Origin of the sequence: Actinobaculum sp. oral taxon 183 str. F0552, from assembly GCF_000466165.1 — a bacterium.
Taxonomy (GTDB): domain Bacteria; phylum Actinomycetota; class Actinomycetes; order Actinomycetales; family Actinomycetaceae; genus Peptidiphaga.
In genome coordinates this window covers 1-24,895 of the sequence record NZ_KE951477.1, presented here as the reverse complement: position 1 = coordinate 24,895, position 24,895 = coordinate 1, and the positions used below count along the sequence as shown (strand labels likewise).

Annotated in this window: 25 protein-coding genes and 4 tRNA genes; 11 read left to right on the top strand and 18 right to left on the bottom strand. The window is 67.1% G+C overall.

Features of this window, described 5'->3' with window-relative positions; translation table 11 throughout:
- Position 1: 1 nt before the first annotated feature.
- From ygfZ to HMPREF0043_RS09755, 3 genes are read right to left on the bottom strand one after another with little or no spacing between them, the layout of a single operon-like run.
- Positions 2-1,384 carry a CAF17-like 4Fe-4S cluster assembly/insertion protein YgfZ gene (gene ygfZ, locus HMPREF0043_RS09765; RefSeq protein ID WP_021602923.1) on the bottom strand — a complete coding sequence of 461 codons (1,383 nt, stop codon included), beginning with the start codon at positions 1,382-1,384 and terminating at the stop codon, positions 2-4.
- Complete coding sequence (locus HMPREF0043_RS09760; protein ID WP_021602922.1) at positions 1,381-1,956, bottom strand: FABP family protein; 576 nt, start codon at positions 1,954-1,956, stop codon at positions 1,381-1,383. Before HMPREF0043_RS09760 ends, ygfZ begins: the two co-directional genes overlap by 4 nt.
- A gap of 9 nt (positions 1,957-1,965) precedes the next feature.
- Positions 1,966-3,123: a hypothetical protein gene (locus HMPREF0043_RS09755; RefSeq protein ID WP_156897591.1), complete on the bottom strand. Its 1,158-nt coding sequence runs from the start codon at positions 3,121-3,123 to the stop codon at positions 1,966-1,968.
- Positions 3,124-3,308: 185 nt separating this feature from the next.
- On the opposite strand from HMPREF0043_RS09755, the gene HMPREF0043_RS09750 reads away from it, so the two are divergent.
- The 3 genes from HMPREF0043_RS09750 (at position 3,309) to HMPREF0043_RS09740 (ending at position 6,289) form a co-directional block, all read left to right on the top strand.
- The gene (locus tag HMPREF0043_RS09750) at positions 3,309-3,983 is read left to right on the top strand and encodes a winged helix-turn-helix transcriptional regulator (RefSeq protein WP_198010332.1); all 675 of its coding nucleotides are present in this window, start codon (positions 3,309-3,311) and stop codon (positions 3,981-3,983) included.
- Between the two features lie 663 nt (positions 3,984-4,646).
- Entirely contained in the window at positions 4,647-5,273 is a 627-nt protein-coding gene (locus tag HMPREF0043_RS09745) for a DUF47 domain-containing protein (RefSeq protein ID WP_021602917.1), read from the top strand.
- Between the two features lie 2 nt (positions 5,274-5,275).
- Entirely contained in the window at positions 5,276-6,289 is a 1,014-nt protein-coding gene (locus HMPREF0043_RS09740; protein ID WP_232206126.1) for an inorganic phosphate transporter, read from the top strand.
- A 12-nt stretch (positions 6,290-6,301) separates the two neighbouring features.
- On the opposite strand, the gene HMPREF0043_RS09735 is transcribed toward HMPREF0043_RS09740, so the two are convergent.
- The gene (locus HMPREF0043_RS09735) at positions 6,302-6,925 is read right to left on the bottom strand and encodes a hypothetical protein (protein WP_040318303.1); all 624 of its coding nucleotides are present in this window, start codon (positions 6,923-6,925) and stop codon (positions 6,302-6,304) included.
- 315 nt (positions 6,926-7,240) lie between these two features.
- On the opposite strand from HMPREF0043_RS09735, the gene HMPREF0043_RS09730 reads away from it, so the two are divergent.
- A tRNA-Lys gene (locus HMPREF0043_RS09730) sits at positions 7,241-7,312 on the top strand.
- 155 nt (positions 7,313-7,467) lie between these two features.
- Here the strand turns inward: HMPREF0043_RS09730 and HMPREF0043_RS09725 are convergent.
- The 10 genes from HMPREF0043_RS09725 to HMPREF0043_RS10380 form a co-directional block, all read right to left on the bottom strand.
- On the bottom strand, positions 7,468-7,920 hold the full coding sequence (locus HMPREF0043_RS09725; protein WP_021602914.1) for a Dps family protein: 453 nt from the start codon (positions 7,918-7,920) through the stop codon (positions 7,468-7,470).
- A gap of 428 nt (positions 7,921-8,348) precedes the next feature.
- Complete coding sequence (locus tag HMPREF0043_RS09720; protein WP_021602912.1) at positions 8,349-8,612, bottom strand: hypothetical protein; 264 nt, start codon at positions 8,610-8,612, stop codon at positions 8,349-8,351.
- 227 nt (positions 8,613-8,839) lie between these two features.
- Positions 8,840-10,198 carry a trypsin-like serine peptidase gene (locus HMPREF0043_RS11285; protein WP_156897590.1) on the bottom strand — a complete coding sequence of 453 codons (1,359 nt, stop codon included), beginning with the start codon at positions 10,196-10,198 and terminating at the stop codon, positions 8,840-8,842.
- 392 nt (positions 10,199-10,590) lie between these two features.
- Positions 10,591-12,477, bottom strand: a complete 1,887-nt coding sequence (locus HMPREF0043_RS09710; RefSeq protein ID WP_021602907.1) for an alpha-amylase family protein — start codon at positions 12,475-12,477, stop codon at positions 10,591-10,593.
- A gap of 1 nt (position 12,478) precedes the next feature.
- The gene (locus HMPREF0043_RS09705; RefSeq protein ID WP_021602906.1) at positions 12,479-13,006 is read right to left on the bottom strand and encodes a universal stress protein; all 528 of its coding nucleotides are present in this window, start codon (positions 13,004-13,006) and stop codon (positions 12,479-12,481) included.
- 8 nt (positions 13,007-13,014) lie between these two features.
- Entirely contained in the window at positions 13,015-14,346 is a 1,332-nt protein-coding gene (locus HMPREF0043_RS09700) for an MFS transporter (RefSeq protein ID WP_232206124.1), read from the bottom strand.
- A 59-nt stretch (positions 14,347-14,405) separates the two neighbouring features.
- Entirely contained in the window at positions 14,406-14,879 is a 474-nt protein-coding gene (locus tag HMPREF0043_RS09695; RefSeq protein ID WP_021602904.1) for an SRPBCC family protein, read from the bottom strand.
- A 252-nt stretch (positions 14,880-15,131) separates the two neighbouring features.
- Positions 15,132-15,923, bottom strand: coding sequence for an endonuclease/exonuclease/phosphatase family protein (locus tag HMPREF0043_RS09690; protein ID WP_232206122.1), 792 nt, complete (start codon positions 15,921-15,923; stop codon positions 15,132-15,134).
- 50 nt (positions 15,924-15,973) lie between these two features.
- A complete protein-coding gene (gene msrB / locus HMPREF0043_RS09685; RefSeq protein ID WP_021602902.1) occupies positions 15,974-16,381 on the bottom strand; it encodes a peptide-methionine (R)-S-oxide reductase MsrB in 408 nt (135 codons plus the stop codon).
- 307 nt (positions 16,382-16,688) lie between these two features.
- On the bottom strand, positions 16,689-18,575 hold the full coding sequence (locus HMPREF0043_RS10380) for a mechanosensitive ion channel domain-containing protein (protein ID WP_021602901.1): 1,887 nt from the start codon (positions 18,573-18,575) through the stop codon (positions 16,689-16,691).
- 286 nt (positions 18,576-18,861) lie between these two features.
- Between HMPREF0043_RS10380 and HMPREF0043_RS09675 the strand changes: the two genes are divergently transcribed.
- The 4 genes from HMPREF0043_RS09675 (at position 18,862) to HMPREF0043_RS09660 (ending at position 19,558) form a co-directional block, all read left to right on the top strand.
- Positions 18,862-18,934, top strand: a tRNA-Glu gene (locus HMPREF0043_RS09675).
- 19 nt (positions 18,935-18,953) lie between these two features.
- A tRNA-Asp gene (locus HMPREF0043_RS09670) sits at positions 18,954-19,027 on the top strand.
- A 37-nt stretch (positions 19,028-19,064) separates the two neighbouring features.
- Positions 19,065-19,137, top strand: a tRNA-Phe gene (locus HMPREF0043_RS09665).
- A 127-nt stretch (positions 19,138-19,264) separates the two neighbouring features.
- Positions 19,265-19,558 carry an antibiotic biosynthesis monooxygenase family protein gene (locus HMPREF0043_RS09660; protein ID WP_021602900.1) on the top strand — a complete coding sequence of 98 codons (294 nt, stop codon included), beginning with the start codon at positions 19,265-19,267 and terminating at the stop codon, positions 19,556-19,558.
- A 128-nt stretch (positions 19,559-19,686) separates the two neighbouring features.
- On the opposite strand, the gene HMPREF0043_RS09655 is transcribed toward HMPREF0043_RS09660, so the two are convergent.
- The 4 genes from HMPREF0043_RS09655 to HMPREF0043_RS09645 form a co-directional block, all read right to left on the bottom strand.
- Positions 19,687-20,529: a PRD domain-containing protein gene (locus HMPREF0043_RS09655; protein ID WP_021602899.1), complete on the bottom strand. Its 843-nt coding sequence runs from the start codon at positions 20,527-20,529 to the stop codon at positions 19,687-19,689.
- A 32-nt stretch (positions 20,530-20,561) separates the two neighbouring features.
- Positions 20,562-21,968: a glycoside hydrolase family 1 protein gene (locus HMPREF0043_RS09650; RefSeq protein ID WP_021602898.1), complete on the bottom strand. Its 1,407-nt coding sequence runs from the start codon at positions 21,966-21,968 to the stop codon at positions 20,562-20,564.
- Positions 21,969-22,056: 88 nt separating this feature from the next.
- Complete coding sequence (locus tag HMPREF0043_RS10375) at positions 22,057-22,485, bottom strand: PTS sugar transporter subunit IIA (protein WP_084432565.1); 429 nt, start codon at positions 22,483-22,485, stop codon at positions 22,057-22,059.
- A complete protein-coding gene (locus tag HMPREF0043_RS09645; protein WP_021602896.1) occupies positions 22,431-23,156 on the bottom strand; it encodes a PTS transporter subunit EIIC in 726 nt (241 codons plus the stop codon). The genes HMPREF0043_RS10375 and HMPREF0043_RS09645 overlap by 55 nt, the downstream gene beginning before the upstream one ends.
- Between HMPREF0043_RS09645 and HMPREF0043_RS11815 the strand changes: the two genes are divergently transcribed.
- From HMPREF0043_RS11815 to HMPREF0043_RS09635, 3 genes are all read left to right on the top strand, one after another.
- Positions 23,155-23,319, top strand: coding sequence for a hypothetical protein (locus tag HMPREF0043_RS11815; protein WP_021602895.1), 165 nt, complete (start codon positions 23,155-23,157; stop codon positions 23,317-23,319). The two genes, HMPREF0043_RS09645 and HMPREF0043_RS11815, sit on opposite strands and share 2 nt — an antisense overlap.
- A 114-nt stretch (positions 23,320-23,433) precedes the next feature.
- Positions 23,434-24,504: a Fic family protein gene (locus HMPREF0043_RS09640; RefSeq protein ID WP_021602894.1), complete on the top strand. Its 1,071-nt coding sequence runs from the start codon at positions 23,434-23,436 to the stop codon at positions 24,502-24,504.
- 76 nt (positions 24,505-24,580) lie between these two features.
- The coding region (locus HMPREF0043_RS09635; RefSeq protein ID WP_021602893.1) for a hypothetical protein at positions 24,581-24,895 on the top strand (315 nt) is incomplete at its 3' end.

Here is a 24,895-nt window from a genome sequence, read left to right as displayed (position 1 = left end):
CTCATTTCCCTCCGTCATAGTCTGGCGACGCTTCCATTCCGTCGCCGTCCGGCGACGCCTCAGTTCCGCCATGGCGCGGCGATGCCTCGGCTCCGTCGTAAGAAGTCTCGCCGTCCAGCGAACCGACTCGCCGAGCGGCGCTGGGACGGTCAGCTCCGCCGGCAGCGCCGGAAGCGCCACCTGCACGCGATCCACCACCCGGCAGCCGGCGCGAGCCGCGGAACTCCGCGCCAGGCCGTTCGGCGGGGGACGCGCTCGACTTCCCGCCGGGATCGACGATCGCTTCCTGCCCGGCGGTGAAGCCTCCGACGTCGACGACGGCGTCTACGGCGACGGCCCGCCTGATCAGGGCGAGGGCGATCGGCCCGTCCTCGGGGTGCCGCACGGAGGCCAGGACCGTTCCCGCGACCCGTCCGTCGACCTCGACCGCGGTGCCCGGCGCCGGCAGTGCGTCGAGCGAGCCCTCCAGGTACAGTTCGACCAAGCGCCTCGGCGGACGTCCGAGGTTGACGAGTTTGGCAACCGTCTCCTGCCCTCGATAGCAGCCTTTGTCCAGGTGCACGGCCGTGCGCAGCCAGTCGAATTCGTGCGGCAGGGACTTCGCCTCGACGTCCTTGGCCTGCGGGCGCCAAGCCGCAAGCCGCGCAGCCTCCCATGCGAGCGCGCCGGCGGGCGTGTAGCCGGCGTCGGCGAGCCGCGCGACCGCCTCGTTCAGGTCCCTCCGCTCGACGAGGACGACGAACCTTCCCCACCCCTCAGCCGGGTGGGCCGATCCGGGCGGCGTGTAAGTCGCACCGCCCGCGGCCGGACCCGGCCATGGATCGGTCCATATGAGGGGGACGGTTTCGGCGTAGGCGATCTCCCGCCACGCATCGCTCGGCTGCGCGCCACGATCGATCGCACTCCGGACAAGCCCATCGGCCGCATGTCGGCCGAGACCTCCGATCGCGGCGAGGTCCTCGCGGATCGCGACTTCGACGCGCATCGTGAAGCGCATCGAATCGAGGAAGTCGACCCACCCGGCTCCGTGGCCGGGATCGGTGACAAGCCAGGTCGCCTCGCCGTCCTCGACCGCGAAGGCGGCGTTCTCGACGTGCCCGGACGGGCCGAGGAGCAGGGTCTCCGTCGAATCGCCGGCTCGGAGCCCGATCATGCGCTGGCTCGTCAGGGAGTTGAGCCATCCCAGCCGGTCCGGCCCCGAGACGCGCACGACGTCCCAGTCGGAGAGGTCCACGAAAGCCCGGCCGCCGTCGAGCGCCCGGTACTCGGCGGACGGGTCGCCGTAGTGCAGGGCCGGCCCGCAGGCGTCCGTCGGCCCGGAAGCGAGCATCGTCTTGGCGTCGGGGACGCCCGCCGGCACCGCACCGTCCAGATCCAGCGTCATTCGCGTCCCACACGGGTCAGGCGCCCGGCCATGTAGCTGCGGAGCTCGTGCCCGAACGCCGCTATGTCGTAGGCGACGAACAGATCCGAGGCGACCAGCCCGGCCATGATCCGGGCGCCTTCGAAGGCTGCCGCCGTCGGCGTGGAGGCGATGGCGTCGGCCGTCATCTGCACTTGCGGGCCTTTGATGACCCCGCCCCACGTCATGCAGTGCCCGGACGGGTTGGCGGTGACGGCTTCGAGGATCGTCGCGCCCTCGCGCCGGTCCACGCCGGGAGCCGCGCGGACGTATCCCGTCAGGCTCGACCACAGCCGGTCCTTGGTCAAGCGGGAGTACGCGACGTCCCCGCGCTCCTCTCTGTCGACGGCGCCCGGCCCCTCCGAGGCGAGCCACGTACGGGAGGAGAGGGCGAGATAGGGGCCGCCGTCGTCATTGCCGACGGTCATCTCGTGGAGGTAGGCAGCGGCTTCGACGTCCTCGTACTCGAGGATCCCCGCACCCCGCCACGACCCGACGAGCCAGGCCATCGGATACGCCTCGGGCGCAAGGCCCTCGGGAATCTCAAAAACCATGGCCTCAGGCTACGACAGGAACAGCGCCGCGGCATAGGAGATCACGCCGAGGGCACAATGCGGGACGACGGCGAGGCTGATCGCGACCCTGCACCCCTTCAGGCTCCTGGCCGCCAGATCGGTCAGACCGGCCACGACGCCGTACATGAGCGCGACGCCGAAGACCCAGACGAACGCCTTGAGCAGATAGGGCGGGCCGATGACGAATACCAGCACGAGTCCGCCGATGTAGGCGTAGAAGGTCAGCCAGGCGATGAGCCATCCGCTGCGGCGCTCGCGTTCGAAGCGCGCCCCCGTGGCGTACCTGCCCAGGGAGCCGGACAGAATGCAGACCGCGACGACCGGTGCCAGCCCTCCGTGGAGTCTGTCGACGAGGACCACCCAGAAGGCGCCCGACACGGCTATCAGGCACCCCACATACGTTCCAGCGATCTGCTCCAGGCGATTCCCGCTCCGGTCCTTGCGCACCATCTCCCCGATGAACACCGCGAAGACCGCGAAGGCGGCGACGTAGACGAGCTGCAGCCCGCCCAGCCAGGTCGCTCCGACCGCGAGCGCGGAGACGACGCCCATGATGACGCCGGCGACCCGCGGATGGGGCAGGCGCATCGCGCGCACCCACCCGGGGACGAACGCGACGAGCAGTCCGACGACGAAGAGGACCGTCACCAGCCAGGGAAGGAGTGACTCGTCGCCGCGGTCCGGGCACACGTCCCGAAGGGCCCTGCACGGCCGGCCCGAGGGAACGCCCGCGCATGGGTTCGGGCATCTGTCGCGTCTGTGGGCGTCGCCGGCGTATTCCAGCCATCCGGCCACGGCCAGAAGCACCGCGCCGACCGACGCGGACAGGAGGCCGCACCAGTCGTCGACCCGCGAGGAACGACCCCGGTTCGCCGACCCGGAGGCGCGGGCACCCCGCCGGGCGTCCGCGGGGCCAACGACCCGGCCGGCTGACGGCACGTCACCGCCCCTTCCGTCCGCCGGAGCGTCCGCGGAAGGCGGACCCGCCCGCTCGGCGCCGCCATGCAAGGGCTCGGCACCGGGAGCGTCTGCGCCCGACGGGCCCGTCCCTCTGGCCGGGCTCGCGCCCGCGGGCATCGCGGCTGCGTCGTCTACAACGTTCCCGCGGGATTCGGGGGCACCGGTGGACTTGGGTGAGTCGCTCATGCGGTCATTCTCGCATGTCCGCATTCCACTCCTCACCTCGTCCCGCCCTCCGGTCCGCGCGCCGACGCCGGCCCGGCGGATCACATCCCCGGCGTGCACTCCGACGTCCGAGCGCGACGCCTGTCGCCTTCGCGCAGCCACCGCTTAAAATGGTCGCTGAAAGGAGAGATGAAGGGGAGAGGGCCGTGGACGCTGTGCTTCTGACCGCCGAAGGCGGCGGTCCGGGATCCGTGCTGCCCGGGCTCTCGCTTCTGACCCTCGACGTCCACGTCGCTCCCCTGACCACGTCGGCGCTCGCCGCGAGCCTCGACGCTCCGGTCATCATCCTCGACGGGCGTCGGGACCTCGTCTCCGCGCGGACGCTTTGCCGCGCCGCAACCGATCCCATGGACGCGCCGCCCATTCTGCTCGTGTTGGAGGAAGGCGGCTTCGCCGTCGTCGCGGCCTCGTGGGGCGCCGCCGACACCGTCCTCTCCAGCGCTCCGCCGGCCGAGATCCAGGCGCGGTTGAGGATTCTGCGCGAGCATGCCACAGCCAGCGTCGTCGTGGAGGATCCTCCTGCGATCGTCGAGGCGGGAGAGCTCACCGTCGATCCGATCTCCTTCAAGGCGGAGATCGGAGGGAGGCGTCTCGACCTGACGTACAAGGAATTCGAGCTCCTCCGCTACCTCGCGAACCACCCCGGTCAGGTGCTCTCCCGGGAGACGCTTCTCGAAGACGTCTGGGGGTACGCCTACTACGGCGGCTCGCGGACGGTCGACGTCCACGTGCGTCGCCTGCGGGCCAAACTGGGCCCCGAATACGACGCGGTCATCTCCACCGTCCGCAACGTCGGCTATCGCTTCGACCCGGAGGCCTGAACGCCTCGCGCCCCCGCACAACCGGGCGACGGACCGTCCCTCCAGGCCAGTCGACCCCGGCCTTCGCGACCGGGCAGCGGGGTACGACCGGGCGACGGACCGAATCGGACGACGGGCGGAGAGGACACTCGAGAATCCGAGCCCGCAGTGGCATGACACGGCTGGCGTCCATGCCGTATGCTTGAGGCACGACATCGGATCGCGAAAGCCCCGGGCTCCAACTATTGCCGCTGCGAGCGGCCTTCGCGCCGACTGGCGCTCTCAGGTCCGGTGTCCCTTTCAATGGGGAGGTCACACGCGATGTGGCCTCCTCGTATTTTCCCTTCACGCCATGTCTCCCTCGCGTTCGCGCCGGCATGTATCCCGGCGCAGTCGGACGCACACGCGCGCCTCCGACGCCCATCGGCGGTCGCGCCCGGCCGGAACGCGAGCGCGATCCGGGTCGCCGAACCCACACGAGCGGCCTTCCCGAACAGGTGCCCGCTCGCCCCGCACTCCATGGCCGCAGCCTGCGACCGCCCGATTTTTCCGCGGATTCACGCCGATGAGGTCGAAGCGCGCCGACGCGTCGGAGAAGATGGCGGGCACTTTCCCTGAAAATGCCCTATTCTGGCGGGTGGACAGCCTTCGCCGTGGAGGCAACCGTTCAGATCAGGAGATCTCGTGTCACCTAAGTTCTCGAAGTCCGATTCGCTGTTCGATTTGCTTACAGCACAATCCCAATTCCTTCTTCAGTCAACGAAGATCCTTGCCGAAATCGTCGGCGCCGACCACAAGAGCAGGATCGATCTGAATGAGGAGCTGCACAAAGTCGAGCAGAATGCGGACGACGCCTGTCACGTCGTACTCAACAAGATCAACCAGTCCTTCGTCCTCCCCTTCGATCGCGAGGATCTCTACGCCCTCGCCTCGGTTCTCGATGACTGCGTCGATCTCATCGACGAGGCCGGCGACAACATCATCCTCTACCGCCCGCAGTCCCTTCCGGCCGGGGTGGCGACCCAGGTCGAGATTCTGCAGTCCTGCGCCAAACTGACCAACGAAACGATGGGGCGCCTCGCCCGCATCAACGACAACGAGTCCGTCCGCGAGTCGTGGATCCAGGTCAACGAGCTGGAGAACCAAGGCGACAAACTCTACCGGTCGATGATAGCCGAGCTGTTCGCCGGTGGAACGGACGCCCTCGAAGTCCTCAAGATCAAGTCCGTTCTCGAGACCCTCGAGAGCGCGATCGACGCATTCGAGCATCTCTTCGGGACCGTCGAGGCGATCGCCATCAAGGAGTCATGACAGTGGACACGACCTTCTTCCTGGTCGCCACAATCGTCGTCGTCGCCCTCATCTTCGACTTCACGAATGGCTTTCACGACGCTGCGAACGCCATAGCGACATCGGTCGCGACACGAGCGCTGTCACCGAGGATCGCCCTCGTCATCGCCGCGATCATGAACTTCCTCGGCGCGCTGCTGGGAACCGAGGTGGCCAAGACCATCGGCGGCGGAATCGTCGACATATCACCGGATTCGGGCACGCACGGCCTGGTCATCGTCTTCGGGTCCCTTCTGGGCGCGATCGCGTGGAATCTCATCACGTGGTGGTTCGGACTTCCCTCGTCTTCGTCCCACGCACTGATCGGCGCCCTGGCGGGGTCCGGCATCGCCGCCTCCTTCACCGTCCACTGGCCGGTCATCCTCGACAAGGTCGTCCTTCCGATGATCTTTTCGCCGCTCATCGGCTTCGTGCTCGCCTACGTCCTCATGCGGATCCTCCTCAAGGTCCTCGCGCGGGCGGCCTATAGGAAGACGATGCGTAGGTTCCGGCGGGCCCAGATGTTCTCGGCATCGGCCATCGCCCTCGGTCACGGCCTCCAGGACGCCCAGAAGACCATGGGCGTGATGGTCCTGGCCCTGACTGCGGGCGGATACCATACGGCGGCGGACGCCCACATCCCCCTCTGGGTTCAGGTGAGCGCCGCGGCGGCCATCTCGGCGGGCACGTACACGGGCGGATGGCGGATCATGAAGACGCTGGGGCAGAAGATCATCGACCTCGACCCGGCTCGCGGATTCGTCGCCGAGTCCGTGGGCGCAGGGGTTCTCTACACGACGGCGTTCTGGCTGCACGCGCCGATCTCGACCACCCACACGATCACCTGCGCGATCATGGGCGTGGGCGCGACGAAGCGGCGTTCGGCCGTCCGTTGGGGGATCGCGGGAAACATCGTGACGGCCTGGGTCTCCACCCTTCCGGCGGCGGCGGTCATCGCCGGCCTGGCGACGTGGATCCTCCAAGCCGTATTCCTGTGACCGGCCGCCCGGCTATTCGAGGCGTCCCTGCTCGACCAGCGTCGCTGCGACGAAGAACTCCCTGGCGGTGGCCAAGAGAGCCGAATCACGGCGTGTGACTTCGGTGGCCAGCGGATGGGTATCGGCCTCGATCCACACGGCTTCGATCTCGCCCAGATGCCGAGCGAAAGTCGCGGATGACTCCAGAAGAGCGGCGAAGTCGCCCTCGTACGCTCCGGCGAGGACCAGATCCCATTCCTGCCGGATCGCACCGGGTTTGGGGATCGAGTTCGCCTCGCCTGCATCTCCCCGCCCCCGCAGGGCCGTGACGACGGCTTCGAACCGGCGTGCGACGTCGTCCGGCTCCCTCCGGATCCATTCGCGCAGGAGGTAGCCCCTCCACAGGATTCCCGGCAGGCTGTCCTCCGGCGAGCGCACCCACGATTCGGCGACCACATCGACCCCCTCCGAATCGACGAGCGCCTGAACGCGCGCCACCGCGTCGCGGTCGGTCTCTCGAAAATGCCTTCCCATGGGAAGGAGCGCCTGAGCCGACGTATGGGCGAGCTCAGAATTGTAGGCGACGTCCGCCTCCCCCTCGATGGCCTCTATCTGGGCGTCGTCCAATTGCGCCGGACGGCGAGGCTTTCTGTTCATGGCAACCTCCTTTGGCTCCCCTCCATTGTCGCTCACATGGCCCGCCAAAGGAATCGGATTGCGTCGACCAACGGTGGGAGAAGGCACAGGCGACGCGGAAGGCGCGGATCGTCTGTCTGGTGCCGACACATGACCGCACCGCAGCAGGCCTGACGCGAAGCCGGCACACGCCATGCTGAAACCGCGCTCCGGCCCACCGCAACTGCAATCCGCGCGAGGCCGGCATCGCCCGCAGCACCGAATGGGTTGCGAACGCCACTGCGAGATCGCAGTCCCCGCTTCGACGCAGACGCTCACAGGCTGTACACTCATTATGGGCCTGTAGCTCAATGGTAGAGCCGCGGACTTTTAATCCGTAGGTTGTGGGTTCGAGTCCCACCGGGCCTACCGCGGAGGGGGCGGAACCGACTGTCATCGGTTCCGCCCCCTCGCGTATTCGAATGCTCGGATGCAGCGGCCGCGTGTTCGCCCGCCGCGGAGAACGGCGTGACACCACTGCTCGGCCAGCCGGATGCCCGCCGGCCGGCGCGGCAGAAGGGCTCTTAGGCGCGCGAGGCCGAGCGAAGCATCCAGGCCTGCTTCTCCAGCCCCCTGGCGATGCCGATGAGAAGGTCGTTGGTCAGGTGATCGACTTCGTCGACTGCATCGAGGGTCGCCTTGATCCGGTCGGAAGCTCCCATGAGGAGTTCCTCGAACTGCGGGTAGACATCGTCGACCTTGAGCACCCCGGCCTCGATCTGCTTGAGACCGGTCTGGGCGGCGACGGTGGCAGCGCGCCCGTCAGGGGTGCCGCCGAGGGCGGCGAGGCGCTCGGCGACGTCGTCCGCGCCGACGCGGACCTCCTCGACGATCTCGTCGAGCTGGAGGTGGAGCGCGCGGAAGCGGGATCCCTGGATATTCCAGTGCGCCTGCTTGCCGAGCAGGGACAGGTCGGTCAGATCGACGAGGGCCTGCTGGAGCGCCTTGTCGACGACGGGCGAGAGTTGGTCAGTCATTGTTACTCCTCGGATGTCAGATTCGTTTTCTGGAACTATTCCAGTCTAGATGCCCTCGCCCGCCGGAGGCATGTCTTCCCGGCGGATGAGACCATGAACACCGTCATATCTTGCCATCGTTCGCCCGGGCAGCGGCGAGCGCCACACGTGACGCCTCCCGCCTCCGGTCACCGCACTGCCGGTGAGCAGGCTGGGACTCACGCCCGAGCAAGTCAAGCTCGCCGCGCATCCTCACGGGCGAGCTAAGGCGTCTCCGTGGCCCGCGCCACGGGTGCGGGGTCGGGGCGACATGAGAATGAAGATCCGGCCTACCGGGGCGCTGCAAACGTGCGGGCTGGAACCGCGCTCGCCCGCCGGGCTCCGCCTCCGGCGCAGGTCCGATTCGCGCCCTCATGCCGAGTGCCGCTGGCGCGCTCAGCGCCGACGCGTCAGTGGACCTTCACATTCGCGAGTTGCCGTACCTGCCGGCCGGCGATGGGCTGGCTCGTCGTCACGAGGACGGTGGCTTGGCGAGCGATCGTCGTGCACATATCCGGCGCATCGGGGAGGGTTCCGGATATCGTGGCGACGTCGATCGTGGTCGAGGTCTCTTCGACGACGACTCTAGAGCCGTAGCACCTCTTATCCCCGGACGCGAAGGAGAAGCGCAGCTGGTTGTCCGACACCTGCTTGTAGCCGCTCCACCGAACCACGCTCTCGTGGGTGAGATCGTCACGCGAAGGATCGTCGGACCCCGACGTCCCCGTGCTCTTGCCGCCCCCACCGGTACTCCCCGTGCTTCTACCGGTGGCACTGGTGCCACCGGTAGAAGACGGATGTGAGGTAGAGTCACCGCGAGGCGAAGCCAAGCAGGCCCCTGTGAAGACGACGGCCGTCAGGGCCGCAGCCAATGCGTAACCTCTACTTCGCATAGTCATCGTCAGTCGTTATTGGCCTTCTCGTAGAGACTTCCCATTCGATTGTCGAAGTACGACCCGCCGATGTAGACCGGGGCCCCCTTAGCGGGCTTGAAGGAGGTCACGCTTCGCACGTACCCCAGACCGCTGGCGCTGTCGTGATCCTGCAGCCACGGGCCTCCGGACGCCCCTCCACCGAAGTTGCACCCTTCGATGTTGTGGAAATACCAGCGGGTGAAGAGCCCGATGGTCCTCGTCCCGGTTCGCCCGGTGCAGACCTGCATGCTCTCGCCGTTGTCGATATTGCCCGGGTATCCGTACACGGTCGCGTCGAACCCGTAGGACCCGCCGGTGACGATGCCGTGCCCCCCAACGGTGTCGGTCAACTTCTGACCTTTCTCATTGTTGAACGTGTTCACGAAGGCGACATCCGAATTAAAACCTTTTCCACTAGGTCCATTCTGGATCCAATCGTTATAGGTACGCATAATACGCGCCTGGAACGTCCCATAAGGCCGGCTTCCATGGTTGTAATCGGGAATGAAGACCCAGTTGGAATGCCAACCCTTGTTCGGCCCTTCGTACACGCAATGACCGGCTGTGATGACGGTATTGTGGCTCTTGCTGCCGACAACCGAACCAGAGCACATATAGTCATTTCCATCGGACTTCCTGAAGAAGACCTTCCCGTTGGTGCGAGTGGCACCCGTCGCGGGTTTGGAAGAGGCCGCAGGCGCAACGTTCCCCTGAACGGAGGAGCCGCCTTGCTGCACTGTTCCGCCGTTCTTCACCGTTCCTTGAGGCGCATTCGCCGGCGCTATGGGCTTGCTGAGAACCCGTGCCGGCTTGATCGACTTGAGGCTGTCGCTCTGGGACTTGCGCCTCGGATCGATGAGCTTGCTCGTCTGGGACTTGCGCCTCGGATCGATCAGTTTGCTCGTTTGAGACTTGCCCTTGCTCGCAGAGGCGTTGCCGGACTGGTCGGAGACGCCGCTGGACTGGGACGTGCCGTTGCTCTGGGTACCGCTGGTCGGAGACGTCGACGATTTGTCGGAGGCCTCGGAGGGAGTCGGCATCGGCGCGGGCTTGGCGTTCGCCAACCGCTGGGGAGTCCAGTAGTCGTACACCTCCTTGTAGCCGCGGGAGTTCGCGTCGTTGACGGGAGCGTCCGCCGAAGAAACCGTCAGCTTCTGCGGATGCGGGATCCGCGAGCCGTCCTGTGCGACCACAGGCGCCCTCGTAGCGCTGCTGGAAGGCGACAACGTCGGCTGGCGTCCCGGCCCTGTGTCCTCGGCGGCGCTCGCCTCCAAGGAAAGCACGGAAAGCGACAGAGCCAACGTCGATCCGAGGATCACTCGGGGAATGACTGTCCTTTTTTTCATCACAACCTACAATCCGGCCCTATGGAAGCCCCCGCCGTCCTTCGGGCGACGCACCCGACTGCTTCGCAGTTCAGATGCTGTTATCTCTTACTTTGGGCACGGCCGATTCGCCCGAAGGGCCAAACCTGGCGCGCGGAAACTTCCAGGTTTCACAGACCCGTCGCGAACAACGGCCGCACCCACGACGGTATTCACTTCGCGCACCCGCTGTCAACGGATATCGGAGACCTCCCCTACTCACGGCGACTTCCCGCCCGTGGCGCACCGCCCGGCCTCAGGCCGAGCCAGCTGAAGGCTGAGCCCGCGCCGACGCTGCTACTCGCGCCGCTGTGGGCGTCCGGCTTAAGCCGGACGCCCACAGCGGCGACCGCATCCCGATCGCGGATTGCGGGCTAGATCTCGGCCCCGACGAACCAGGCCGCCTGGTACGGCGCGAAGTCGATCCGCGGCAAGCGCAGATCCCAATCGTATCCGCCGAGCAGCTCGTGGGCGTCGAATCCCACTCGTTTGGCGAGGACGTCGTGACGCAACGACACGGTCTCGCCGGTGAAGTTGTACACCTGGACCATCTTCCCCAGAGGATGGTTGCGTTCCAGGATGAGCAGACGGTGCTCCGGGCTCTCGATCGGAACGGAGGGGGTCGCCGCATGGATCTGAGTCGTGGCGGTGCGAACGGCAAGGATGTGCCGGATCGCCGCGTTGACCCTGCCGGCGGGACTGGCCGTGTCGGTCTCGACCGCCTTGGCCAGATCCCAGTCCATGAACGGACGGTGCGCCCAGCGGTTGTCCTCGGCATGCGACGGGTCGTCGACGTAGTGCATGTCGTTGAACATCCCGAGTTCGTCGCCCATGTACAGCAGGGGGACCCCGCCGTAGCCGCTGATCACGGCGTACATGAGCGCGATCCGGGCGACCGCCAGCTCGACGGCCTCCTCGTCGCCTTCCTCGACGGCCTTCTCCAGACCCGCCAGGCTCGCGCAGCTCCCCGAGATGCGGCGGTCCCCGGTGACGGGGTTCTCTTGGAAGACCAGCCCCCGGGCGAACGAGCCCGGGAAGGCTCCCGAGTAGAAGTCGGAGAGGTACTTGCGGTGCTCGAACCCCGTCACGCCGACCATCTCGGCGTCGTGGTCCGAGATCGCCCAGCCGATGTCGTCATGGCAGCGGACGTACGTCGCCCATGTCGCGCTCGTCGGCTTGAGGGGCATCTCGGCCAAGGCCACCTGCGCCATCTCCGCTCCGCCCGTGGCCAAGGAGTTCCACAGCTGAACCATGAGCTCGTTGTGATAGGCCATGTCGGAGACGAGACCGTAGTGGTGCCCCACACCCAGGTAGGGCATGAGATCCTCGGGGGCGACGATCGCCTCCGCCTTGAACGCCACCGCGGGAGCGGCGATGCGAAGGCACCCGCGCAGGACCTGCGTGAGGTCGTGGACCTCCGGCTGGTTCTGGCAGTTGGTCCCCATGCGCTTCCAGATGAAGGCGATGGCGTCCAAACGGAAGACGTCCACGCCCTTGTTCGCCAGCCAGCAGATGAGCTCGACGAATTCGTAGAGCACATCGGGATTCGCCCAGTTGAGGTCCCACTGGTACTCGTTGAACGTCGTCCACACCCACTGGCCGGCCTCGTCGTTCCAGGTGAAGTTGCCGGGGGCGAAGTCCGGGAAGATCTCCGGCAGAGACCTCTCGTACTGATCCGGCATCTCGCGGTCGGGGAACATGATGAAATAGTCGCGATACCGCGGCTCGCCCCTGCGGGCGGCCTCGGCCCACTCGTGTTCCTTGGCCACGTGGTTGAGGACGAGGTCCATCACCAGGCTGATGCCGTTCTCCCGCAGGCTCTTCGTCAGCCGTTCGAGGTCGTCCATCGTGCCGAGGTCGGAGCGCACCTTGCGGTAGTCGGCCACCGCGTAGCCGCCGTCGTTGGCCCCATCCCTCGGCTGGAGGAAGGGCATGATATGGAGGTACTTCACGCCCAGTCCCGTGAGATAGTCGATGTGCTCGCCCACACCCGCCAGGTCACCGGCGAAACGGTCGGCGTATGCGACGTACCCGATCATCTCGGGCTGCTGGAGCCAGTCGGGACGCAGAATGCGCTCCTGGTCCAGGTCCTTGAGCTCCTCGGGCCGCTCGGACATTGCGGTCGTGACGATCTCGGCGAGCCTGGACTCGACTTCGTCGACCCGTCCCGGGTAGAGGATCTCCAGGCTGGACCGGATCTGAGGGATGTACCGCGCCCAGCGCAAGTCGAAGTCGCGCTGGGTCGCTGCGTCAAGCCCCATGTCAGGTCTCCTGGGTCTCTACGACGACGTCCTCGCCGACGTTGGGCTCGTCGGAGCCCGGCAGGGGCCGCACGATGAGCACGTCGCGGTGGGCTTTGCGCACGACTTCGGATGCCACGTTCCCGAGGAGGCGCCCGACGATCGACGTGTCGCGGATGGCGCCGAGGACGAGGGCGTCGACCTCGTATTGCTTGGCGGCCTCGAGGAGGGCCACCGCCGGCTCGGCGTCGACGAGGAGCGCCGCGGCCACGCGCGCACCGTGCTGTTCGACGATAGCGACGGCCTCTTCCAAGGCCTTCGTCGCAGTCGCGGCGCCCGGCACCTGGCCGAGGGTGGCCACCTGGGCGGCGCTCGCCTCCTGGCTGGCGCTCTCGCGCGGGCTCAGCGTGGTGTAGGCGCAGACGATGACGACGTCCGCCCCGTTGGCGGCGGCGAGGCCGGCCGCCCTAACTATCGTCGGCTCCGCGAGGAGACTGCCGTCGGTGCCGACGAGAATCCGGTTGTAAGCCGGTACTTCAGTGATGCTCATTTATTCCCCTACTTCTCCTTCTCCGAAAAGACCTTGGGAGGTGCGGTGACGTCGTCCATATCGCGGACGATGGGCGGCTCCTTTATCCAGAGCGTCGCCGCAGCGGCCAGCCCCATGCAGACCCCGGCGAACGTTATGGCGTGCGTCGGGTTTCCGCCGAGCAGATGCTTGAAGACCCAGCCGAACGACACGGTCTCCAGAAGCTGCGGTATGACGATCATCATGTTGACGATTCCCATATAGACGCCGTAGCGACTGGATGGGACCATGCGCACAGCCATGATATACGGGACGCCCATCATGGACGCCCAACCGATGCCGAATCCGACCATCGGAATGAAGACGAGGTACTTGTCGGTGATGTGCGGGAAGATCAGCAGACCGACCATCGAGAAGAGCAGACAGACGATGTGGACCCACTTCGCTCCGCGCTTCTTCGCCACGGAGACGAGGGAGAAGGCGACGCAGAACGTCACGACGTTGTAAAAGCCGTTGACCAGGCCCGTCCACGCCGTGGCGTCCTCGTAAAGCGCGGACTTCGTATCCTCCGTGCCGTAGATCGATTTGGCGATCGACAGCGAGACGTACTGCCAGTAGACGAAGAGCGCGTACCACTGGAACAGGTAGACGAGGGAGAGCTTGCGCAGCTCCTTGGGCATCTCGACGATGGCGACCCAGATGTCCTTGAGGGCCCCGAAGCGCTCGCGTTCCTTCTCCGCACGCATCTTCTTGAGCTCTTCCGGCGTCGGCGGGATCTCATTCGTGGAGAGGACCGAGACCAGGACCGACCCGATCGAAAACACCGCGCCGACCCAGAAGGCCGCGAAGACCCAGTAAGGCAGGCCGCCCGCGCGCGACTCTCCAAGGAGCCACTTGAAGAGGAACATAGAGATGTTGGCGAGGGTGATGCCGAAGCCGGTGAAGAAGGACTGGGCGAGGAAACCCTTGGCGGTCTGGCTCGGGGGCAGTTTGTCCGCGATGAAGGCGCGGTAGGGTTCCATGGCCGTGTTGTTGGAGGCGTCGAGCAGCCAGAGGAGGAGCACGGCCATCCACAGCGCGGAGACCATCGGGAAGAGGAAGAGACAGACGGAGCACCCCACTGCGCCGACGAGGAAGTAGGGCTTTCGCCGCCCCCACTTCTCGCTCCATGTGCGATCGGAGAGGGCGCCGATGACCGGCTGAATCAGCAGGCCGGTGATGGGGCCGGCCATGTTGAGCAACGGCAGTTCGTCTGGAGTGGCTCCCAGCAGATTGTAGATCGGGTTGATGGCCGTCTGCTGCATGCCGAAGGAATACTGAATGCCGAAGAAACCGAAGTTCATCAAGAGAATCTGCTTCATCGACATCATCGGCTTATGCCGAATGAGGGTTGTCGTCTTTTCGCTCATGGGACCTCGTTCTATGAGGAGACGCTCTGAGTGGCGTCGAGATATTCCTGCAAATGATTGAGAATGGACTCCCAGCCGTCGGAATAGTCCTGAGCGGCTTCGGAAGTGTAGGGGCCCTGCACGATGCGTAGAAGCGTCTTGCCATGGCCGAGGCGAGTGAATTCGACGCGAAGCTCAACGGGTTTGGCGGGATCGATTCCGGGGATTCCGCTGATGCGCTGCTTCGTCACCAGGACGTCCGGGTAGAAGACCTCCGTGTAGAGGCCGTCAACCACCCATATCCGGGATGGGTCGTCGTCGCGGGTCTTGGTGTGCCGGAGTCGTCCGCCCAGCTTCGGGTCCAGTTCCACGGACTCCGGCACCACGTGCCAGCCGTCCGGAGCGAACCACTGGGCGAGTGCCTTCGGCTCGGTGAAAGCCCGGAACAGAACGCTTCGCGGCACATCGAATTGCCGCTCGACCTCGAGGATCGTATCGGGTTCCATATCGATTTCTCCGTTGCAATCGGGGATGGGCAATCGTCGGTTGCCCGGGGTGAGAGGCCGCAGAGACCATGTGATGCCAGCTGCTTCGGTACACGCCAGTCGCCGCCTGGTGATGTAGATCCTACGCCCTCGTGGGACCGATCCTAAGCCCATTCCGTGAGAAAGTGTAACCGTGCCCACTACGTGAGATGCGGTGTAAACACGGTCTCCGCCGACCTAGGGGCGGGGCTTTGCCGGTCTAGGGGCAGGGCTTTACTCGAACTCCACGTCTGCCACGAGGCCCGCGTGGTCGGAGACGGGAAGGTGGACGACGCTCGCCTCTCCTCCGGGGACCATTCCCCACCCGAGGACGTGATCGATCTGGGCGTCCGGGGCGTCTTCCGGATAGGTCAGGCCCTCAGCCAGAACGCCGAGTCCGCTCCCCCTGCGCACCTTCTCCACGTCCATGTTGAGATCCCCGAGCACGAGGATCGGAGCCCCGCGAATGCCGCGACGCCGGGCGATCCGCGGCAGGCGGCGCTCCAGCCAGGCCAGTTGGCGGGAGTTGAGGGCCGAATTCGGCGCCAGATGGGTGGCGCACACGAGGAGCGGGCGCCCCGCGTCGAGCGCGGCAACGATGGCCATGCGCTGCTCTTCGAAACGGATGTACCGCCCCGCGACGCCGCGCTCGCCGGAGAGGTCGCGGCGGATCGGGGACTTCCAGCTGGGCAGGCGCAGGACCTTCCAGGACAGGACGGGGAGCCGCGTGGCGAGGGCGATTCCGTATCCCGACCGGCGGCGTCCGCGCAAAGCGGCGGCGAAGGCCGTCAAGAGGCGCCGAGCCGGCGCGAAACGCCGGTTCGCCAGGTTCGAGGCCGCCGAAAGCGATCGATAGGCGGAGGGGGCGAGGCCTCGCAGGGGTTCGTCGACTTCCTGCAGCGCGAGGACGTCGAGGCCGAGTTCGGACAGTTCCGTCGCTGCCGCTTCGAGGGCGTCTCCGGCGGACAGCCCCGCCTCGCGGGCGCCCGCGGAGGGAGTGCCGCGCTGAACGTTGAAGGTGGCCACTCTCATCCCGGTGGTGTCGCAGTCAGGGCGAGAACGCCCCAGCGGCGCGGCTAGTCGTCGGCGTCGAATGTCAAGCACACCGAGTTCATGCAATAGCGCAGCCCGGTGGGCGTCGCGGGCGCGTCGGGGAAGACGTGGCCGAGATGGGAATCGCACGCGGCGCAGCGCACCTCAGTGCGCGGATAGCCCAGCTTGTAGTCGGTGTCCGTCGTGACGGCGTCGCTGTCGGCTGGATCGTAGAAGCTCGGCCATCCGCAACCGGACTCGAATTTCGCGTCAGAGCGGAAGAGCTCGGCCCCGCAGGCGCGACACCGGTAGACCCCTTCGCGGCTTTCGTCCAGCAGCTCGCCGGTCCAGGGGGCCTCCGTGCCGGCTTCGCGCAGCACGTGGAACTCGAGCGGAGTCAAAGCCTCGCGCCATTCGTCGTCGGTACGGGGAAGATGCGGCTTGTCGGTCACGCATCCATCGTGGCGCACACTGCCCCCCTCAGTCCACCGTCACTCGCTCTCGGCTGAGAGACTCCGTCCGCAGGAGGCGCCCGCGGGAAAGAATGGCTCACCCCCGGGGCCGCGGGCCATGGCGCTCACTCGCGAAGCGCCCGCGGGAAGGCACCCGACTGTGCATCGGCCGGGAGCCCGCGCGGAGTGTGCGCCTGAGAACGCGCACCTGGCCTTGGGGGACCCCGTCGATCCGGGGCAGAGGCCTCTCGGAATCTTCGCCGAGGGCAAGGCGCGCATCGTGTCGACCCGCGCCTTGCCGCAGGCTTCACTTCCTGACGTGCTTCGACTCTCCGTCACGAGGGGAATCGGGCCCCAACCCGCCCTGCACTCCGGTCTCGCGGGCCTCGACTTCAGCCTGCGAGGCGATGTCGTCGACGTTGTATATGGCGGTCTCGGTCATAGACGCGCGCTTGTGGCGGCGTTCACGCTCCGACTCACCGGCGCTGTGGCCGCTCTCGCGGGCCTCCTTCCTCCACGCGGCCTCGTCGCGCTCGCGCAGCGCGTCCTCTCCCGGACCGGAGAACTCCCGTGCGCGCTTCTCGGCTCCGGCCGACCCTGAGAAGATCGACGACTCGTAGCCGGTCTCCATGAGCTCCGGCGGAACGGAGGAGATGCGCTCAGTCTGCGCCAGGCCCGACTGACCCGATGCGGGCAGCGGCCCTCCGGACTCGGACAGCCCGTAGGCGATGACCTCGGTCGCGGCAGCCGGCGAGGCGGCCCTCCCCCGGCCGGCGCCTCCCGCCTGCGAGCCCCCGCGCCTGCCTGCAGCTTCCTTCTCGGCGGCTCTCCTGTTCGCGTCCTCGGTCGCCGCCGCCAACTGCTCCTTGGCTTTGTCCAGCTTGGATCTGGCCGCACGGGATTGGCCGGCCACGCCCGACTTCGCATCCTTGGCCTCCAACGCCTTCCACGCGTCGGTGAAACCCGCGCCGTATCCGGCCGCACCGGAATCGGCGCCGCTCCCCGCGCCCTTCCCGCTCGCCGGGAAGGCCCCGGTCTGCGCGGCGCCCTCCCCCGCCAGGAGCTTCGCAGCCTGGGCGTCGCCCTCCGGCACCTCGGCGAGGGGATCGGGATCGGAGAAGCTGCGCGAATGCGGAATCGCGTCCGGCGCATTCGCCTGAATCCACCGGACCAGGCGCTCCCGCACGTAGAACTTGAGGTCGACCAACTCGGAGGGACTCTTGGCCGACACCAGCGCGGACACCTGGAGCGAGGTTCCCTCGGACGTGCGGACCTGGATGATGCCGGTCTCGCCGTCCCACAGGTCGGTGGCGCTGAGGATCCGATCGAGTTCGGCCCGCAACTGGGGTATCGGCACACTCCAGTCGAGCTGGAAGTCGACGTAGCCGAGCATGTCGGGAGTGCGTCGGGTCCAGTTCTCGAAGGTTTGGGTGGTCAGCTCCTTGGACGGGACGATCAGGCGCCGGCCGTCCCATACCTTGAGGACGACGTAGGTGAGGGTGATCTCCTCGACCTTGGTGTACTCGGTCTTCCAGATGACGATGTCGCCCACCCGGATCGAGTCGGAGAATGCCAGCTGCAGTCCGGCGAAGAAGTTGCCGAGCGAGGACTGGGCGGCGATGCCGGCGACGACGGAGAACAGGCCCGCCGAAGCGAACACCGAGGTCCCGGCCGCGCGGGCGAGGGGGAAGGTCATGAGTATGGCGGCCATACCCAGCAGCCAGATCGTCACCGTGGTGATGCGGTTGAGGATCTGAAGCTGTGTCTGCACTTTGCGATACCGGGACTTGCCGGTCTCCCTCAGTCGCGAGAGCAGGACGTCCTGGATGCCGAGCACGATGTTGGAGACCAGCCACGTGAGGGAGGCGATGCACAGGATGAGGAAGCCGTGCTGGGCCAGTTCCCGCCAATGAGGCTCGGACTCGCCCGGATTCTGCGGCGAGGCCAGGAGCATCCCGGCCCACGCGCCCGCGACGGCCAGAGCCGCGCGGAGCGGGCGAACCGCGGGATGGGCCGCCGCCCTGGCCATCGCGTTGCGGCGCACGATGAGCCGTCCGATCACCTGGATGACGATGGCGGCGATGATTCCGATGAGGAAGCCGATGGCGACGGCGCCGAGCACTCCGATGGCGCTGACCGTCGCCTTGACCGCGGCTTCCGCCTCGCCCGTGGGCGAGTCCGATGGAACCGGCACCGATGGGGACGGACTGGGCGACGGAGTGGGCGTCGATGGCGACGGAGTCCGCGTCGCCCCCTTAGTTCCGACGATGACTCCAAGACTTCTCGACAAACCGACAACTGCGTGAACGTACAATGCTCCCATGGGACAAGGCTAGAGCTCCCGTGCGGGCAAGGCTAGGCACCAGACGCGGTGACCAAGGGCACAGGTCATCCGGTTTTGCAAAGGCCGTCGCGCTTCCTCTAAGCTAGACGAGTTCCGCCAACCGGAAACGGCCAGGAACGGACAGGAAACTTGTCCCGCCCCTATCGTCTAGTGGTCTAGGACGGCGCCCTTTCACGGCGCTAACACCGGTTCGAATCCGGTTGGGGGTACGCAGGCCAATGCCTCATTGGCCCCGTAGCGCAGTCGGTTAGCGCGCCGCCCTGTCACGGCGGAGGTCGCGGGTTCAAGTCCCGTCGGGGTCGCGGGTCGATGCTCGGGAGACCGAGCTTTCGTCCGTCTGGCTCTGTAGCTCAGTTGGTAGAGCGTTCGACTGAAAATCGAAAGGTCACCGGATCGACGCCGGTCGGAGCCACTGTGAAGAGCCGTTTCTCTCCCCATTCGGCATAGTAGGGTAACCGCCATAGGATTCACTTGCGAGCGAGCAGCGGTTGCCATTCGGCGACATGCCGATCGTCGTTCGATGACAGGAGGAGAGAACCATGACATTCGTCAACATCACCGCACTCGCCTTCCCGGAGGGCGCCCAGGCGGAGATCGAGCGGCGCTTCGCGGCCCGGAAGAAAGCCGTCGACTCATTCGAGGGATTCCTGGGATTCGAACTGCTGCGCCCCGTGATCGGCGAGGACCGATACTTCGTCGTGACCAGATGGGATTCGCGCGAAAACTATGAGAAGTGGGTCGCCGCACGGCCCACGGGCGGGCACGCCGACGACGAGCGCCGGGGAATGAGCGTGGATCTGCTCGGGTTCGAGGTCGTCCAGCACGACGAGTGATCCGCCGGGGCGGCGCGAAACCCGCAGCCGATCGGCGCCTGCCGCATCTCTTTCGGCCACCGACCGCGCGGGGAGGACGCCGCAGAGATGCACCACGAAGCGGGCTGATGCTGCCAGACCGGCACGCACTAGGAGGAGGCCGCCTTGACGTCGCACGCCAATCGGGCGAGATGGACGGTCAGATAGGCCACCTCGTCGTTCGAGATCGAGTGGCCGAGGCGAAGCTCCAGCAGGGCGCGAATGCGCTCGGCCAGCCTGTGGGCGGCGGGTTCCTGCTCCTCGAGCATCGCCACCACCGAGGGTGCGGGTCCTGCGAGCCCCAGGCCGTCGCGGTCCCGGACGAAGAAATAGCGCAGATGGGCGGCGAACCTGGCAGCGTCGACGGAATCGGGTTCGAATCCGGGCATCGCGTGGGACAGCAGGTCGAAGACCCGCCGGATCAGGGCGGAGTGGGCGAACGTCTTCTCCATGCCGGCCGCCCCGGTGCAGGCGTGGAATAGATGCATGGCCAGAGCGGAGGTCTCGCCTGCCGGCAGCGGAGGATCCAGGCGTTCGTTCAGGCGTTCGAACAGACGCTCGGCGACGGCCAGCTCCTGCGGATGCAGATAGGCCACCTCCGCGCGAAGCGGGTACTCGATGCGCTCCCCTCGGCGCACCCGCTCGACGGCCCGGTGGATGTGGTCCGCCGCCGAGACCACGGACAGCGCCGGAAGGCTGGCGCCGAGGCTGCGCACGGCGGCTCCGAACAGCTCGGTGACCAGCGTCAGCCGCTCCGGCGGGATCTCGGAGAGCACCTGCGCCACGGTGGCGGCGTTCCCCACCGGGACGAAGCGCCTGACCACCCTGTCCGCCTCGACCGGATCCCCCGGGTGGGCGCGGAAGCCCAGACCGCGTCCGGTCAGCACCGTCTCCCGCCCGAGTTCGTCTCGGGCGAGCACGACGTCGTTGTTGAACACTGCGGATATTCGCATGACGCCCCCGGGCGGATCCCGCCCGGCGCCGATCAGCCGAGATCGGCGCCGTTGCCGGCGATGATGGCCCGGTAGGCGTCGAAGGACTTCTTGCGGTAACGCTCCAACGTCCCGGTGCCGTCGTCGTTGCGGTCCACGTAGACGAACCCGTACCTCTTCGACAGCTGCGCCGTCGAGGCGCTGACCACGTCGATCGGGCCCCACCAGGTGTAGCCCCAGACGTCGACTCCATCCCGGAGGGCCTCCCGGACCGACTTCAGATGGGCGGTGAGGTACTCGATCCGGTAGTCGTCGACGACGGTCAGCCGCCCGTCCACCTCGACCAGCTCGTCGCGCGCCCCCAGGCCGTTCTCGACGACGAACAGAGGCTTGCCCCAGCGGTCCCAGAAATCGTTGAGGACGATGCGCAGCCCGACCGGGTCGATCTGCCATCCCCACTCCGAGCTCGGCAGGGTGGGATTGGGGACGCCGCCCATGATGTTGCCCCTCCCGGCGCGGACGCCGGGATCGGCCGAGGCGCACACGCTCATGTAATAGCTGAAGGAGACGAAATCGACGGTGTGCCGCAGAGTCTCGAGGTCCTCGTCGGCGACGTCCAGCTCGACCCCCAGCTCTCTGAGCTTGCGGAGGAAGAAACCGGGATAGGCGCCGCGGCAGTGGACGTCGGCGAACGCCAGCGAGTCGCGCTCGAGCTGCTTGGCCGCCCACACGTCGGACGGGGCGGGCGTGAGCGGGTAGGCGGGAGACGCGATGACCATGCACCCGATCTTCAGCTCCGGGTCGATCTCGTGGGCGATCCGGGTCGCCGACGCCGAGGCCACCAGCTCGTGGTGCACCGCCTGGTAGAGGTCCCGCGGGGAGAGCTCCTCCTTCGGCGTCCAGATGCCGCCCGCGAGAAGGGGGGCGTGGAGCACGGCGTTGATCTCGTTGAAGGTCAGCCAGTATTCGACGCGGTCCGCGAAGCGCTCGAACAGCGTCCGGGCGTAGCGCTCGTAGAAGGCGATCATGCGGCGGTCCACCCAGCCGTTGTAGGCGCGGGCCAGGTGCAGCGGGGTCTCGTAGTGGCTGATGGTGATCACCGGGGTCATGCCGCGGGAGAGGCAGGCGTCGATGAGCCGGTCGTAGAAGGCCAGGCCCGCCTCGTTCGGGGCCTCCTCGTCGCCCCGGGGGAAGACGCGGCTCCAGGCGACGGAGAATCGGAAGGCGGTGAAGCCCATCTCGGCGAACAGGTCGAGGTCGGATTCGTAGCGGTGGTAGAAGTCGATGCCCTCGAGCTTGAGGTTGTCGGGGGTGGGTTCCTCCGTCGGCGGAGCGGCGATGCCCTTCGGCATGACGTCCTGGATGGAGGGCAGCTTTCCGTCCTCCAGGTAGGCGCCCTCCAGCTGGTTCGCCGCTACGGCGCCGCCCCACAGGAATCCTTCGGGAAAGGCGTTGGTCATCTCGGTTCCTCTCTTCTTCTCGGTTGTCTCGTACGGTCGATCCGTCTGCTGGCTGTGGCCGTTCGCCCCGTCTCCGTTCGGCCACGATTCACAGGGTGACCGTGATCGCGGTCTCGCCTGCGGCGATGGCGTCTCCGGATGCGGGGTCACGGGTACGCCGAAAAACTCGAGCGCACTGCCAGAAAATGGCGTCTCCGGATGCGGGGGTCACGGACTTCAACACCGCCGTATTCGTGACGACGACAGTGGCGGTCGAATGCCCGGCGGCCTGGACGGCCGCCAAGTCCACATCGGCGAGCACTTGGCCCGCCTCGACCCGCTCGCCTTTCGCCACCCTAGGCGTGAAGCCCTCCCCCGCCATGTCGACGGTGTCGATCCCGACGTGGACCAGCACCTCCGCTTCCTCGTCGGTCCGGATGCCGTAGGCGTGCCCCGAATCCACGAGGACCATGAGCCTACCGCTCACGGGGGAGCGGACGGTGGACTCTGCGGGTACGATTCCGAGCCCCGTCCCCATCGTCCCGGAGGAGGACACCGGATCCGGGACCCGGTCCGGGGGATGATGCGGCCGGCCAGAGGGGCGGCGACCAGCACGTCGCCGGCCGGATGGGCTGCGGCGGAGGCGGCCGAATCCGAACCGGCGGAGGGCCGGCTGGAATCGGCGGGATCCGCTCCGGACTCGGCGGGGTCGGCCGCGGGAACTGCGTGGTCGGCGATCGGGGAATCCGAAGCCGCGCGATCCCGATCGCCGGGCGCCCCTCGCCCGGGAACCGCCCGGTCGTCGACTCCCCAGAACAGGGTGGCGAAGAAGCCGATCAGGACGGAGACGGCCACCCCGGTGAACAGCAGCGGCAGCCTCGGCGTCCGCAGATATCCGGGGACGCCCACGATGGAGGGGACGACGAAGACGTGGATGCCGGCCCTCGCGAAACCGGCCAAGACGCCGCCGACGGCGCCTCCCAGGACCCCGAAGTAGAACGGGAGCTTGCGGGGCAGGTTGATCCCGCAGATGGCCGGCTCGGTGATGCCGGCCAGGAAGCCGGAGAACGCCGCGGGCCCCGCGAGCTTGCGGGTCTCGGGGTCGCGGGTGCGGATCATCACGGCCAAGGTGGCGGCCTGCGCCATCACGGCGCCGAGCACCGGGCCGGCCAACACCGTGAACCCCTCGGAGCCGATCCGGGAGAGCATGATCGGGACGAGGCCCCAGTGCAGGCCGAAGATGACGGAAACCTACCACGAGCCGCCCATGACGGCGCCGGCCAGCGACCGCAGGATGGGGTGCACGATCTCGCTGACGAGTTCGATGAACCGGTTGAACAGCGAGCCCCTCCTCCGCTCCTCTCCGGTCTGATTCCCGTCCTCCTCCCACTCCGCCGATGTGCAAAAGAACTTCGCACGTCCGCAGGACGTGTAAAAATTTCGCCCGATCTTTTACGCGTTCCGCCGTCGCGTCTAGAATCTTCCCATGTGGAAGCCCGACGAGCCGTATAACGACCTCCCTCCCCCGCCGGTCGACAGACTGGAGACCCGCCCCGTCCTGCGAGCGGCGGCGGAGGCGAGAGGGGCACTGGCCGGGCTGAACCAGGCGGTCAAGCGGATCCCCAACCCCGCCATCCTGATCTCCTCCATCCCGCTCCTCGAAGCCAAGGCGAGCTCGGAGATCGAGAACATCGTGACCACCACCGACGAGCTCTTCCGGCATGCCAGTTTGAAGGACGCGGCAGCGGATCCGGCGGTCAAGGAGACGCTTCACTACCGTGAAGCCCTCTTCGCCGGACTCCGGGGGATCCGCCAGCGCCCCCTCAGCGCGAACACGGCAGCCGAGGTCTGCTCGTCGGTGACGGGACACGAGATGAGCCTGCGGTCTCTGCCGGGAACCTTCATCGGGAATCCGGTGACGCTGCACCCCTGCTATACGCCGCCCGAGGGAAAGGAGCTCCTCGCCCGCAAGCTCCGAGAGTGGGAGGAGATCGTTCACGCCGGCGATGAGCTCGACCCGCTCGTCGCCATGGCAGCGGCCCACTACCAGTTCGAGGCGATCCACCCCTTCACCGACGGCAACGGACGGACGGGCCGGATCCTCAACATCCTCATGCTCGTCGAACGCGGCCTTCTGGCCGAGCCGGTCCTCTACCTCTCGCGTCACATCGTCCGGAATAAGAATCAGTACTACGACCGTCTGCTCGCCGTGACGAGCGACGGCGCATGGGAGGAATGGCTGTCCTTCATGCTCATCGCGGTGCAGTCGACCGCGGAGGAGACCCTTTCGACCCTCGACCGCATCCAGGGGCTCCGCTCCTCCATCCGAGATCAGACCCGTTCCCTCTTCCGCGGCGGGTTGAGCGCCGACTTCCTGGACGCTCTCTTCCACCAGCCGTACTGCCGGATCGCAGACATCGTCCGCGCCTGCGGCGTCTCGCGCCCCACGGCCGCCAAATGGCTCGAAGGCCTCGTCGAACTCGGGTTCCTCCGGGACGAGAGGATCGGCCGCGAACGGATCTTCGTCAACCTGCAGCTGATGGACGCCCTCTCCTAATCCGCTCCCCGGCCCTGCGGGGCGGGCATTCCGCCGCCGTCCGCGAACGGCGGCCCGTGCACGCTAGGAAGGAAACATGAAAGCCTCGATTCCGCGCATCGTCCTGCGGACGGCCCTGGGCGCGGCGGGATGCGCCTACGCGTCCCTGGTTCTCCTGCCGGGCTCCGCCCTCGCGTCCTGGCTGTCGAGGATCCCCCTGGTCGCACAGGCCATCGCCTTCCCCTCCATCGCAGCGGCCGGGACGGTTCTCGCCGTCGCCGCGGCCCTCCTCGGCGGGCTCCTCGCGAGGAGAGGCGAAGGCCCGCGCGCAGGCGGCGGACAGCGAGCGGCGAAGGGAGGCGGGCCGCGGCCGACGAGGCGGGGGCCGACCGGGTTCGCCCTCGCGTGCTCC

Excerpts from the sequence above, each read along its gene's own strand:
- ygfZ (WP_021602923.1), bottom strand. The coding sequence starts at position 1,384 with ATGACGCTGGATCTGGACGGTGCGGTGCCGGCGGGCGTCCCCGACGCC.
- HMPREF0043_RS09760 (WP_021602922.1), bottom strand. The coding sequence starts at position 1,956 with ATGGTTTTTGAGATTCCCGAGGGCCTTGCGCCCGAGGCGTATCCGATG.
- HMPREF0043_RS09700 (WP_232206124.1), bottom strand. The coding sequence starts at position 14,346 with ATGAAGCAGATTCTCTTGATGAACTTCGGTTTCTTCGGCATTCAGTAT.
- HMPREF0043_RS11815 (WP_021602895.1), top strand. The coding sequence starts at position 23,155 with ATGATCGGGACGAGGCCCCAGTGCAGGCCGAAGATGACGGAAACCTAC.
- HMPREF0043_RS10375 (WP_084432565.1), bottom strand. The coding sequence starts at position 22,485 with ATGGGGACGGGGCTCGGAATCGTACCCGCAGAGTCCACCGTCCGCTCC.
- HMPREF0043_RS09660 (WP_021602900.1), top strand. The coding sequence starts at position 19,265 with ATGACATTCGTCAACATCACCGCACTCGCCTTCCCGGAGGGCGCCCAG.
- HMPREF0043_RS09755 (WP_156897591.1), bottom strand. The coding sequence starts at position 3,123 with ATGAGCGACTCACCCAAGTCCACCGGTGCCCCCGAATCCCGCGGGAAC.
- HMPREF0043_RS09705 (WP_021602906.1), bottom strand. The coding sequence starts at position 13,006 with ATGAGCATCACTGAAGTACCGGCTTACAACCGGATTCTCGTCGGCACC.
- HMPREF0043_RS09650 (WP_021602898.1), bottom strand. The coding sequence starts at position 21,968 with ATGACCAACGCCTTTCCCGAAGGATTCCTGTGGGGCGGCGCCGTAGCG.
- HMPREF0043_RS09655 (WP_021602899.1), bottom strand. The coding sequence starts at position 20,529 with ATGCGAATATCCGCAGTGTTCAACAACGACGTCGTGCTCGCCCGAGAC.
- HMPREF0043_RS09710 (WP_021602907.1), bottom strand. The coding sequence starts at position 12,477 with ATGGGGCTTGACGCAGCGACCCAGCGCGACTTCGACTTGCGCTGGGCG.
- HMPREF0043_RS09725 (WP_021602914.1), bottom strand. The coding sequence starts at position 7,920 with ATGACTGACCAACTCTCGCCCGTCGTCGACAAGGCGCTCCAGCAGGCC.
- HMPREF0043_RS09735 (WP_040318303.1), bottom strand. The coding sequence starts at position 6,925 with ATGAACAGAAAGCCTCGCCGTCCGGCGCAATTGGACGACGCCCAGATA.
- HMPREF0043_RS11285 (WP_156897590.1), bottom strand. The coding sequence starts at position 10,198 with ATGAAAAAAAGGACAGTCATTCCCCGAGTGATCCTCGGATCGACGTTG.
- HMPREF0043_RS09645 (WP_021602896.1), bottom strand. The coding sequence starts at position 23,156 with ATGCTCTCCCGGATCGGCTCCGAGGGGTTCACGGTGTTGGCCGGCCCG.
- HMPREF0043_RS09640 (WP_021602894.1), top strand. The coding sequence starts at position 23,434 with ATGTGGAAGCCCGACGAGCCGTATAACGACCTCCCTCCCCCGCCGGTC.
- HMPREF0043_RS09695 (WP_021602904.1), bottom strand. The coding sequence starts at position 14,879 with ATGGAACCCGATACGATCCTCGAGGTCGAGCGGCAATTCGATGTGCCG.